The sequence below is a fragment of the Pelagibacterium luteolum genome (genome assembly GCF_900100665.1).
Lineage (GTDB): Bacteria > Pseudomonadota > Alphaproteobacteria > Rhizobiales > Devosiaceae > Pelagibacterium > Pelagibacterium luteolum.
Genome location: NZ_FNCS01000008.1, coordinates 87,904 through 99,873 on the forward strand (window position 1 = coordinate 87,904; position 11,970 = coordinate 99,873).

Sequence of the window (11,970 nt, forward strand, 5' to 3'; positions counted from 1 at the left end):
TGATGAATACCGTATGTGAAACGAGGTTCTGAGTTAGCGCCTAAGCGCGACTTGTGCAACTCAACGGGTGGCGGGGAAGACCCGGATGCCGAGGGGACGCACAAGGTCAGTCAGTTGATCCGACGAGACCTTTAGGCCCTCGAAACTGGACAAGCGGGTTAGGTCGACGCCGAGCAGCGTTGCGCCACGGCAGTCTGCGTTATCGAGAAAGGCGCCGTTGAAGCTCGCTTCGCTGAAATCGGAATTGCGCAGGTCGGCGCTGGCGAACGACACCTGCCTCAGATCGGCCTGGCGCAGGCTGCACTCGGAGAAAACGCAATCGTCGAGCTTGGCGCCGCGAAAACTGGCCATATCCAGTCTTGTCGATAGGAACGACACGCGAGACATAGCGAGCCTGCTGCCCGCCTGTTTAGAAAACCGCGCGTCTTCGAAATCTGCGCCAGCCGCCTTGCAATTTTTGAATACGGCGCCGAACAGACCGGCAAGGCCAAAGCGAGACGTCGAGAGGTTGCAGTTCTCGAAAGTCGCTCCCTCAAGATCAGCGCGAGAAAAATCGCACCCGACGCGGGTCTCCCCATCAAAGAACGAGCAGCCTGAAAATATCGCATCGGTGAGGTTGGCACCGGCAAATCGCGTGCGTTCGAACGTGCAGTCGGTAAATTTCGCGCCTGCAAGCTCGGCATCGGTCAGCCCGGTTTCCCGAAAAACACAATGGCGCGCATTAAGCGCGCCATCTGGCATATCGGTCCAGTCGATGTCGGAAAGATCGACGTTTTCGACGGGCTTGCCTGAAAGGATCAGCTCTTCGAGCTCATCCTGGCTCATTACCACCATTTGGCGGGCGCCAGATCGAGCGCTGCGCTTTTCTCGATGACACGGGCGGCAGCAAAGAGCGTTTCTTCGTCGAACGGCTTGCCGATGAGCTGCAGACCGAGGGGAAGCCCCTGCCCGTCCTTTCCGGCGGGAACGGCGATGCCCGGCAGGCCGGCCATGTTCACCGTCACCGTGAAGATGTCGTTGAGATACATCTTGACCGGATCGGTGGCCATGTCCTGGTCGGCGATGCCGAAGGCCGCAGATGGCGTAGCGGGGGTCAGGATGGCATCGACGCCGGCGTTAAACGCGTCCTCGAAGTCGCGCTTGATGAGCGTGCGCACTTTTTGGGCGCGGACGTAATAAGCGTCGTAATAGCCCGCGGACAGCACATAGGTGCCGATCATCACGCGGCGCTTGACCTCGCGGCCAAAACCTTCGGCGCGGGTCAGTTCGTACAGGTCGGTGATGTCCTTGCCTGAAACACGCAGGCCGTATTTGACGCCGTCGTAGCGAGCGAGGTTGGACGAGGCTTCGGCCGGCGCGACGATGTAATAGGCGGGCAGTGCGTACTTCGTGTGCGGCAAGGAGATATCCTTGACCGTGGCGCCTTCGGCCTTGAGCCATTCGAGGCCCTGCGTCCAGAGCTTTTCGATCTCCTCGGGCATGCCATCCATGCGGTATTCGGCAGGTACGCCGATAGTCAGCCCTTTGACGCCACGTTCGACCGCGGCGGCGAAATCGGGAACGGCGACATCGACCGAGGTCGAATCTTTTTCGTCAAAGCCGGACATCGACTGCAGCATGAGCGCCGAATCCTCGACAGTGCGAGCGATCGGTCCAGCCTGATCGAGCGAGGACGCGAAGGCGACCGTCCCCCAGCGCGAGCAGCGGCCATAAGTGGGCTTGATGCCGACCGTGCCGGTAAACGCCGCTGGCTGGCGGATCGAGCCGCCAGTGTCGGTCGCCGTGGCGCCGGCGCACAGCCATGCGGCCACCGCCGATGCCGAGCCACCGGACGAGCCGCCGGGCACCAAGTCCTTGTTGTCGCTTTCGCCGCGCCAGGGGTTAATGACCGGGCCGTAGTAGGATGTCTCGTTGGATGAGCCCATGGCGAACTCGTCCATGTTGAGCTTGCCCAGCATAACGGCGCCGTCACGCCAGAGATTGGCGGTGACGGTCGATTCATATTCAGGCTTAAAACCGTCCAGGATGTGGCTGGCGGCCTGGGTGTGGACGCCCTTTGTGGCGAACAGATCCTTGATGCCCAGCGGCACGCCCTCGAGTGTACCGGCTTCGCCTTTGGCAATGCGCGCATCGGACGCCTTGGCCATTTCGCGCGCCTGATCAGCGGTGACGGCGACATAGGCGTTGAGCTTGTCGTTGCCCGCCTCGATGGCCGCAACATAGGCGTCGGTGGCCTCGAGGGCGGTAAATTCCTTGGCGGCAAGGCCGTCGCGCAGGGCTTTGAGGCTCAGGCGGGTCAAATCGGTCACGGACAAATCCTTCTTGGCGCCTTCAGAGCGCCTTTTCGAAAAATGCTGAATACGGGCTGTCGGGGTAGTCGAGGAACGGCCCGCGGGCAACGAAACCGGAGCGTTCATAGAGGCGATGCGCGGGTTCCATCGTGTCGCGCGCGCCGGTCTCGAGCATGAGCTTTGAAAGGCCCTTTTCACGGGCGGCTTCTTCTATTGTGTTCAGGATGGCCGATCCGGCGCGCTGGCCGCGGACCTCGGGAAGCGTGAACATGCGCTTGACTTCGCCGAAGGCAGCGTCGTGCACCTTGAGCGCCCCGCATCCGACGGCCCTGCCCTCATTGTCCCGGGCAATGAACACTGTGGTATGCGGTTCGGCCATCTGTTCGACGGTCATCTTGAACTGGAATTCTTCCGGAGACAGAGGCGTGAGATAGTCGTTGAGCGCGGCGATCAAGGCGCGCACCTCGTCTTGCAACGGGCTCTCAATGGCAACGGTGACGGCCACGGCCTACTCCACGACCTTGGGGACCATGAAGAAATTGTCTTCCGAGATCGGCGCGTTGGCAACGATACGGTCGGCATAGCCGCCATCGGTCACCTTGTCCTCGCGACGACGCAGCACCATCGGTGTAACAGACGTCATCGGCTCGACGCCTTCGACGTTCACTTCGTCGAGCTGCTCTACGAAACCAAGGATGGCGTTGAGCTCGCCTTCATAGGAGGCAACCTCATCCTCGGTGATCCGGATGCGGGCGAGGCGCCCAATGCGCCTTACGGTATCGGCATCGACCGACATATGCATCTCCTGGGATTGGAGTGGGGTTTACAGTCTGGGTTGATTGGCTTTTAGCAACGGCACTCGGCCAAAGGCAATCGCCAAATCGGTCCTCAGATTTCAACGGCAAGGCTCGGTTCGAGCACGATCAGGCTCGTGTCGCCCAGAAGGGGGGCCAGGAGATCGAATACCGGATCGATATCGTGGTCGTCGATCGCCAGCGCGAGGAGCTTGGGCCGTGCAATTTCAAGAAGCGCCGTGCCGTGAGCGCCGCATTGAGGGCCGGTGCCCGACAGGATCACAACGGCGCCGTCTGCCCAACGATCATATTGCGTGGACGATGTCGCTTGGTCGAGGATCAGCAAGCCTTCGTCAGGCGAGTCGACAATAAGGCCGCTGGTGTCCAGGCGGTAGAGCACAAGGCTCGCTTCCTCTTCATCGATAAGCCGCGCGCGCCTTCTGGGTCGCCACGCTGCGCCTTCGAAATCCTCGAGATCGGTTGGGTCAGGGTGGATGACGGAATCAGCGCCCGAGACGAGTTCGCCGACGTTAATGGTTGCCGGTGCGCCTTCGGGATCGAGGACGATGATACGACCCCCAATCTGAATCCGGTACGTCATTGCGCCAAACCACGTGATCTTCATTGCGCCATTTTCCTTGCCAGCTCGCTGCAAACTGCTGATAAGCCGCCTTGGCCAGGCCCGCAAGGAAGAGACATGTCGGACACCTCCAACCCGCTCACCGATCTCCACCCCTCCGGCAAGCTCATGGGGCTGGACTTGGGTACCAAGACCATCGGCGTTGCGATCTCTGACAGCCTTCGCATGACCGCGTCACCAATCGAAACTATCAAGCGGGCGAAGTTTACAGCGGATGCAGAGAGGCTTTTGGCGCTGATCACCCATAACAATGTGACCGGGATCGTGATCGGTCTGCCGCTCAACATGGACGGCTCGGAAGGCCCACGCGCTCAGTCGGCCCGCGCTTTCGTGCGTAATCTCAAGCAAAAGATCGATCTCCCCATGGTGTTCTGGGACGAGCGCATGTCGACCATGGCCGTGACACGCACGATGATCGAGGCCGATCTGTCGCGGGCACGGCGCGCCGAAGTGGTGGACAAACTTGCGGCGAGCTACATTTTGCAGGGCGCGCTCGATCGGCTGCGTCCGCGTTAAAGCTCTGAAAAGTGCCAAACCTGCCCTTGCCGCTCCCTGCCCCATGGGTTAGGGACCGCTAGTCGAGAGTGGGACAGACAATGGCACGACGACAACCGGACCCGTCCGATAGCCCGAAGGGCTCTTTTCTTCCTTTCCGTCATCGGCATCTTTTGGGCATCGCCCAGCTCAACCAGCAAGAGATCATCGATCTCCTGGATCGCGCCGAGGCAATGATTCCGATCTCGCGTCAGCGCAAGACATTGCCCAATCTGGCGGGCAAGACGCAGATCAATCTGTTCTTTGAAAATTCCACCCGCACCCAGGCGAGCTTCGAGATTGCGGGCAAGCGGCTGGGCGCGACGGTCATGAATATGGCGGTGCGCACATCCTCGGTCGCCAAGGGTGAGACCCTGGTCGATACGGCGGCCACGCTCAATGCCATGCAGCCGGACGCGATCGTCGTGCGCCACGGATCATCCGGCGCGGTCGAGCTCTTGAGCCAGAAGGTCGAATGCGCTGTGCTGAACGCCGGCGACGGCGCGCATGAACATCCGACACAGGCGCTGCTCGATGCCCTAACGATCCGGCGCCACAAGGGACGGCTGAACGGGCTAACCGTGGCGATTTGTGGCGACATCGCCAATTCGCGTGTCGCCCGGTCCAATCTGATCCTCCTCGGCGCAATGCGTGCGCGAACGCGCGTGATCGCGCCAAAATCGCTGCTGCCGCGCGGCGTCGACCAGATGGCGTCGGAAGTCTTCACCGATATGCGCAAGGGTCTTGAGGGCGCGGACGTCGTGATGATGCTTCGGCTTCAGAACGAACGCGCATCGGGCAAGCTGATCCCGTCGGTGCGCGAATACTATAAGTTTTATGGCCTGGACGCCGAAAAGCTCTCCCATGCCAATGCCGACGCGCTCGTCATGCATCCAGGACCAATGAACCGAGGCGTGGAGATCGACCCGGCCATCGCGGACGGCCCGCAATCGGTCATCACACAACAGGTCGAAATGGGGGTCGCTGTACGTATGGCGGTGCTCGATGCCCTACTGAACAAGGATGCGGACGATGCATAAGCCCATCCTTATTGAAAACGCACGCATCATAGATCCAGCCAGCAATACCGACATGCGCGGCGCTGTGCTTATCGAGAACGACAGGATCGCCGATATCACGCAAGGCGCGGTCGATGGCGGTCCGGATGCCGCGCGGCGGATCGACGCAAAGGGCATGGTTCTCGCCCCAGGGCTCATCGATATGCGCGTGTTCACCGGTGAACCGGGGCACGAATATCGCGAGACGCTGCAAAGCGCCGGACGCGCCGCGGCTGCCGGTGGCGTGACGTCCATCGTCGTCATGCCCGATACGCAACCAGTGATCGACGATGGCGCGCTGGTGGAGTTCATCGCGCGCCATGCCGAGGCAACGACCTGCGTCAACGTCCTCCCATCGGCGTCGATCACCAAGGGAACCGGCGGTCAGGACCTGACCGAGTTCGGGCTATTGCGCGAAGCTGGCGCGGTCTGCTTCACGGAAGGGCGCAGCTCTATCCAGAGCACCGCGGTTCTGCGCGCGGCAATGATCTACGCCAACAATTTCGATGTGCCGATCGTACATCTGCCCGCAGAAGCGAGCCTTGTTTCGGATGGCGTAATGAATGCCGGCGCGCTCGCGACGTTTCGCGGGCTGAAAGGCATTCCTACCGAAGCCGAAACCATTCCGCTCGATCGCGATCTACAACTAGCGCTAATGACGGGTGCCCGCTACCACGCCGCGCAGATTTCCACCGCGCGGTCGGCGGAACTGGCCAAATTTTACAAGCGGCGAAGCAATGCCATATCGGTCGGGGCGTCGATCAACAATCTATGCCTCAACGAGAACGATGTCGGCTCATACCGCACGTTCTTCAAGCTATCCCCGCCGCTTCGAAGCGAAGACGATCGGCTGGCGCTTGTCGACGCGCTCAAAAGAGGCGTCGTCGACGTCATTCATTCCGATCACGATCCGCAAGATACCGAGGTCAAACGCCAGCCTTTCGCTGACGCAGCAGTCGGGGCGATTGGTCTTGAAACCCTGCTTGCGGCGGCATTGCGCCTCGTCCACTCCGGCGATTTGGATCTGACGACCGTGCTGCGCGCCATGACATCGCGCCCAGCCGAAATATTAGGACTGGATGCCGGCCGTATCGCCAAGGGCGCACCTGCCGATCTCTGCCTGTTCGATCCGGACTATCCATGGCTGGTGGAGGAAGCTACGATCCGCTCACGGTCGCGCAACACGACGTTCGAAAACGCACGCATGTCCGGGAAAGTCATGATGACGATCGTCGGCGGCAAGACGGTATTTGAGGAGGACGCCTTCGCATGACGCAATATGCGCTGGCACTTATATTGGGATATCTGCTCGGTTCGATCCCGTTCGGCGTCCTTGCGACCCAACTCGCCGGGGTCGGCGACGTGCGGTCCATAGGCTCGGGCAACATAGGGGCAACCAACGTTCTGCGGACGGGTCGCAAGGACCTTGCCGCCCTTACGCTGATTGGGGACGCAGGCAAGGGCGCGGCAGCAGTCGGGATCGCCTATTGGCTCTGGGGGTATGAGGCGGCCACGCTCGCCGGCGTAGCGGCTTTTTTCGGCCACGTCTTTCCAGTGTGGCTCGGCTTTAAGGGCGGCAAAGGCGTCGCGACATATATCGGCATTCTTCTCGCTCTCAACTGGCTCGTCGGCCTCATCTTTTGTGCGGTGTGGCTGCTGATCGCTGCTGTGCGACGCTATTCATCCCTGGCGGCGCTAACCGCGGCGGCCACCGCGCCAATGTTCGCCTACGCATTTTCAGGGGAATGGCTGACCGTCGCAACCTTCGTTCTGTCGGTAACCTTGTTCATAACGCACCGGACGAACATCGCCAGACTGCTCAAGGGCACCGAGAGCAGGATCGGGGACAAAAAACCTGCCGGACAGGGCTGAACGCTTCATGCAGCGCGCAAATCTTTCCCCCAAACAGCGCGTCGCATGGTTACGATTGATCCGAAGCGATAATGTGGGACCCTCGACCTTCCGCGCACTGATCAATCGGTTCGGCGGAGCTGAAGCGGCGCTCGATGCCCTACCCCATCTTGCGCAGCGCGGCGGCGGACGGACCATCCGGATACCTTCGCAGGGCGAGGCCGAAGACGAGATGGCGGGCATCGACAAGATGGGCGCGCGCCTCGTGGCCGTCACCGACCCCGACTATCCGCCGCATCTCAAACACGTCGCCGGCCCGCCGCCACTGCTCACGGTGATGGGGGACGCTATCCTTGGTGCTCCACGAACGGTCGGCATCGTTGGCGCTCGAAATGCGTCGGCGGCCGGTCGTCGCATGGCGCAAATGCTGGCAAACGATCTCGGCACCGGTGGTTATGTCGTCGTCTCCGGTCTGGCGCGCGGCATAGATGCAGCTGCGCACAAGGCAGCTCTTGCCAGCGGTACCATTGCCGTGATGGCCGGAGGACTGGATCGCCTCTATCCGCCGGAAAACATCGATCTTGCTCAGGCGATCGTCGATCAGGGCGGCGCTTTGGTCACGGAAATGCCACTGGGTTGGGAGCCAAGGGCGCGCGACTTCCCCCGCCGCAACAGGCTGGTGGCCGGAATATCTCTGGGCGTGGTGATTGTGGAGGCGGCCAAGCGGTCGGGATCGCTGATCACCGCGCGATTGGCCCTGGAGCAGGATCGCGAAGTTTTCGCAGTGCCTGGCTCCCCCCTCGACCCGCGTGCCGAAGGCGGCAATCATCTGATCCAGCAAGGCGCCAAGCTTGTTACATGCGCCCGCGACATCGTTTCCGAACTGACCCATGCCGACCCCTCGCGCCTGCCGCTCTTTGAAACGCGCGAACCCGAAGATGCCCATCCTGTGGACAATGAACCCACAGACGATGAGCGTGGCCGGCTGATCGAAGCGCTTAGCCATGCGCCGACGGCTAGCGACGTCCTGATCGAGGCAACCGGAATTGCTGCCGGTGCGATGCAGATCATGCTATTGGAACTCGAACTGGCGGGACGGATCGAACGCACCGGTCAATTGTTCGCCTTGAGGGGATGAATTGTCGCGGTCCAGGACGGCAAATCGGGCACGCGATTGACATCGCCTAGCGACTTCACCATTTTGCGCGGACCTTGAGCGCAGGTCACTCGCGCCCTACCTCCAGTGATTCAAGGCGTTCTGGAGCAAGCTTGCTTCCATTTTTTTATTTGTCGCGTTCCCAGTCCGAATAGGTGATGACACTTGTTTCGGGGAACGCTCAGTAGCAGTTGCGGAGCCGTCACAGGCATGAAAGTCGTTATCGTCGAGAGCCCGGCCAAGGCCAAGACCATCAACAAATATCTGGGCAAGGACTTCGAGGTTCTGGCCAGCTTTGGGCACGTGCGCGATCTGCCGGCCAAGGATGGATCGGTGCGTCCCGACGAAGATTTCGCGATGAGTTGGGAGATCGACTCCAACTCCAAGAAACGTCTCGCCGACATCACGCGCGCGCTTAAAGGCGCTGACGAACTGATTCTGGCGACTGACCCTGATCGCGAAGGCGAGGCCATTTCCTGGCACCTTCTGGACGCGCTCAAGGACAAGAAAGCCATCAAGAAGGACATGCCGGTCAAGCGCGTGGTGTTCAACGCGATCACCAAAGACGCCGTGACCGAGGCGATGAAGTCCCCGCGCGATATCGACGGCCCGCTCGTTGACGCCTATCTGGCGCGGCGCGCGCTCGACTATCTGGTCGGCTTTACGCTCTCCCCCATTCTCTGGCGCAAGCTGCCAGGGTCACGGTCTGCCGGGCGGGTGCAATCGGTTGCCCTGCGCCTGGTGACAGAGCGCGAGGAAGAGATCGAGCGCTTCAAGCCTCAGGAATACTGGAGCGTGACGCCGACGCTCAATCAGGCCGGCAAGAGCTTTGAGACCCGGCTGTATTCGGTCGATGGCACCAAGACAGACAAGCTCGCGGTCAAGACCGGCGAAGATGCTGCCGGGCTGAAGTCGGCGATCGAAGCGGGCAGCTTCAAGATCACCAGCGTCGACAAAAAGCCCACCAAGCGAAACCCCTATGCACCGTTCACGACCTCGACGCTCCAGCAGGACGCCTCATCGCGTTTATCGCTGTCGCCATCGCGGACCATGCAGATCGCGCAGCGTCTCTATGAGGACGGGCTGATCACCTATATGCGTACGGACGCGGTTCAGATGGCCCCCGAGGCGATCGAAGCAGCACGTCGGGTTATCGGCAAGGAATTCGGCGCCGAATACGTGCCTGAAAAGCCGCGCCTTTATCAGACCAAGGCCAAGAACGCCCAGGAAGCGCACGAAGCGATCCGCCCGACCGAATTGGGCAAGCATCCGGATACGCTGCGTAACCTTGATCCCGATCAGCACAAGATTTACCAGCTCATCTGGCGTCGGGCACTGGCCAGCCAGATGCGGTCAGCCGAGATCGAGCGGACGACAGCAGATATCGATGTCGTTGCAGCGGGGCGAGACATCACGCTGCGCGCTACCGGTTCGGTGGTGACGTTTCCTGGCTTTCTTGGCGTCTATGGCGTCGAAAAGACCGATGAGGACGATGAAGACGGCCGCGATCTTCCGGCTCTGGCGGTGGGCGATACGCCATCGCTTGAGCAGGTGGATATCGAGCAGCACTTCACCCAGCCTCCGGCGCGCTACACCGAGGCGAGCCTGATCAAGAAGATGGAAGAGCTGGGCATCGGTCGTCCGTCTACCTACGCGGCCACACTGGGCACGCTCAAGGACCGCGACTACATCCGGCTGGAAAAGCGTGCCATCGTCCCCGAGGATCGTGGGCGGCTGGTCACGGCCTTCCTGCAGAGCTTTTTCACCAAATATGTCGAATACGGCTTCACGGCAGGGCTCGAAGAGGAGCTCGACGAGATTTCGGCGGGCCAGATCGACTACAAGGAGGTGCTGCGGCGCTTCTGGAAGGACTTCTCGCACCATACCGAGGAGATCAAGGACCTCAGGGTCTCCGAAGTGCTCGATGCGCTCAACGACCTTCTGGGCCACCATATCTTCCCGGAAAAGCCCGATGGGACCGACCCGCGGATTTGTCCGACCTGCGGCACGGGCCAGCTTTCGCTCAAGCTGGGTAAGTATGGCGCGTTTATCGGCTGCTCGAACTATCCCGAGTGCCGGCACACGCAACAGCTTGCCGAAAGCGCAACCGGGCAGGCTTCCGAGGCGGCAGCTGGCGACGGTGTCCTTGGTGCCGATCCGGAAACGGGGGCGGAAATCTACCTCAAGACGGGTCGCTTCGGTCCGTACGTCCAGTTGGGCGAGGATAAGGACGCCAAGCGCTCGAGCCTGCCGAAGGGCTGGAATGCGACCGAGATGGACCTGGAAAAGGCCCTCAAATTGCTTTCCCTGCCGCGTGAGGTCGGGATGCACCCTGAAACGAGCACACCGATCACCGCTGGGCTGGGGCGCTATGGTCCGTTCATCCTGCACGACGGCACCTACGCCAACCTTCCTGATGTGGAGGAAGTGTTCACGGTCGGGCTGAACCGGGCTGTCACGCTGTTGGCTGAGAAGCGCGCAGGCGGCGGGCGTGGCGGTCGCGGGGCGACAGCTGCTGCGATCAAGAGCTTCGAGCATGACGATGGCGCGATTTCGGTCCGGGCCGGTCGCTATGGGCCATACGTCAATCAGGGCAAGGTGAATGCTACGTTGCCCAAGGATCTGGGGCCTGAAGACGTGACGCTCGAAAAGGCGCTCGAACTCATTGCCGCCAAGGGCGGGGCCAAGGCAAAGCCCAAAGCCAAAAAGGCGGCGCCAAAAAAGAAGGCTGCGGCAAAAACCGCGACCAAGGCCAAAGCTCCGGCAAAGCCCAAGGCCGCAAAGAAAAAGGCCGAAGCGTAACGCTTCGGCCCTATGTCCAATCGCCTTGAAATCAGGCGACGTCTTGCGAAAACTCCGCCGTCTCGCCTGTGTCCTCGGTCCATACCAGATCGAGCGTTCCGGGTGCGTCCGGCTGAATGTAGAACCTAAGATAGGGATTGGCCGATATCGATCTGTGGAGATCGGCCTCGAAAACCAGTTCATCGCCGATGCGCGCTTCGAGCTTTTCGATCAGTCGCTTGGGGATGATTTCGCCTTGCGCATTGGTCCGCAGCCCGGTTTCCTGGGGGTGATTGATCAGAGTCAGCACGCTTGTCGGCGCGCCCGGCTCGACGCGAACTCGGGTCTGGAACACTGATTCGGTATCGTATGTGTCCGACATCGTAAGGCACCCTGAAACGGTGACCCTGACCTCGCTTTCGCCGACCAACACCGCGCCGCTGCTGAGTTCAGCAAGCACGACGACCGGTTGGCTTTCATTGAGCCGAACGCGCGTTTCCAGCCGAGGGGTGGAGCGCGCGTTCGGATATCGAAAGCTGGCGATGTGCGGAAAAGGGTTCGCGGGCGCGAAGACGTGAATGGCCTGAACGTACTCGTCTTCGGCCATCGGACGATCGATCGAAATCCCGAGCGGCACCACGGCGCCGTTTTCCGAGATCAGGGGCAGATCGAGAACGACGCCCTGCGCGATAGGATCGCGACCATCAAGAATGGCCATCGCGTCGTCTACTCGGCTCCACGCACCGGTGTTTCCCAAGGCTAGACGTGGAAGCATGGCTCCTACCGCGACGGCAGCAGTTCCGGCGAGGATCGAGCGCCGCGACGGGCGAAAATGTGTTTCCATTGGATCAGTCATGTCCCAGAT

At 61.1% G+C, this 11,970-nt stretch carries 12 protein-coding genes; 6 read left to right on the forward strand and 6 right to left on the reverse strand.

Translation table 11 applies throughout. The annotated features are described in order from the left end of the window. Positions 1-60: 60 nt before the first annotated feature. From BLR31_RS13410 to BLR31_RS13430, 5 genes are all read right to left on the reverse strand, one after another. Positions 61-825: a pentapeptide repeat-containing protein gene (locus tag BLR31_RS13410; protein ID WP_176762658.1), complete on the reverse strand. Its 765-nt coding sequence runs from the start codon at positions 823-825 to the stop codon at positions 61-63. Beyond that, entirely contained in the window at positions 825-2,309 is a 1,485-nt protein-coding gene (gene gatA, locus BLR31_RS13415; protein ID WP_090597288.1) for an Asp-tRNA(Asn)/Glu-tRNA(Gln) amidotransferase subunit GatA, read from the reverse strand. Before gatA ends, BLR31_RS13410 begins: the two co-directional genes overlap by 1 nt. 22 nt (positions 2,310-2,331) lie before the next feature. Beyond that, the gene (locus tag BLR31_RS13420) at positions 2,332-2,796 is read right to left on the reverse strand and encodes a GNAT family N-acetyltransferase (RefSeq protein WP_090597200.1); all 465 of its coding nucleotides are present in this window, start codon (positions 2,794-2,796) and stop codon (positions 2,332-2,334) included. A gap of 3 nt (positions 2,797-2,799) precedes the next feature. Next, positions 2,800-3,087 (reverse strand): Asp-tRNA(Asn)/Glu-tRNA(Gln) amidotransferase subunit GatC, encoded by a 288-nt coding sequence (gene gatC / locus BLR31_RS13425; RefSeq protein ID WP_090597202.1) that lies wholly within the window; start codon positions 3,085-3,087, stop codon positions 2,800-2,802. Positions 3,088-3,179: 92 nt separating this feature from the next. Next, positions 3,180-3,710, reverse strand: coding sequence for an MBL fold metallo-hydrolase (locus tag BLR31_RS13430; RefSeq protein WP_090597205.1), 531 nt, complete (start codon positions 3,708-3,710; stop codon positions 3,180-3,182). Between the two features lie 72 nt (positions 3,711-3,782). On the opposite strand from BLR31_RS13430, the gene ruvX reads away from it, so the two are divergent. The 6 genes from ruvX to topA all read left to right on the forward strand — a co-directional run bounded on the left by ruvX (position 3,783) and on the right by topA (position 11,126). Further along, on the forward strand, positions 3,783-4,241 hold the full coding sequence (ruvX, locus tag BLR31_RS13435) for a Holliday junction resolvase RuvX (RefSeq protein ID WP_090597206.1): 459 nt from the start codon (positions 3,783-3,785) through the stop codon (positions 4,239-4,241). Positions 4,242-4,321: 80 nt separating this feature from the next. Further along, positions 4,322-5,299 carry an aspartate carbamoyltransferase catalytic subunit gene (locus tag BLR31_RS13440; RefSeq protein WP_090597208.1) on the forward strand — a complete coding sequence of 326 codons (978 nt, stop codon included), beginning with the start codon at positions 4,322-4,324 and terminating at the stop codon, positions 5,297-5,299. Then, positions 5,292-6,590: a dihydroorotase gene (gene pyrC, locus BLR31_RS13445; RefSeq protein ID WP_090597289.1), complete on the forward strand. Its 1,299-nt coding sequence runs from the start codon at positions 5,292-5,294 to the stop codon at positions 6,588-6,590. The genes BLR31_RS13440 and pyrC overlap by 8 nt, the downstream gene beginning before the upstream one ends. Next, complete coding sequence (gene plsY, locus BLR31_RS13450; protein ID WP_090597211.1) at positions 6,587-7,189, forward strand: glycerol-3-phosphate 1-O-acyltransferase PlsY; 603 nt, start codon at positions 6,587-6,589, stop codon at positions 7,187-7,189. Before pyrC ends, plsY begins: the two co-directional genes overlap by 4 nt. Before the next feature lie 7 nt (positions 7,190-7,196). Further along, positions 7,197-8,306, forward strand: a complete 1,110-nt coding sequence (dprA, locus tag BLR31_RS13455; protein ID WP_090597212.1) for a DNA-processing protein DprA — start codon at positions 7,197-7,199, stop codon at positions 8,304-8,306. A 228-nt stretch (positions 8,307-8,534) separates the two neighbouring features. Beyond that, on the forward strand, positions 8,535-11,126 hold the full coding sequence (gene topA / locus BLR31_RS13460; protein WP_090597214.1) for a type I DNA topoisomerase: 2,592 nt from the start codon (positions 8,535-8,537) through the stop codon (positions 11,124-11,126). 31 nt (positions 11,127-11,157) lie between these two features. Here topA and BLR31_RS13465 read toward each other — a convergent pair whose 3' ends face one another. Further along, positions 11,158-11,949, reverse strand: a complete 792-nt coding sequence (locus BLR31_RS13465; RefSeq protein ID WP_176762659.1) for a thiosulfate oxidation carrier protein SoxY — start codon at positions 11,947-11,949, stop codon at positions 11,158-11,160. Positions 11,950-11,970: the final 21 nt, after the last annotated feature.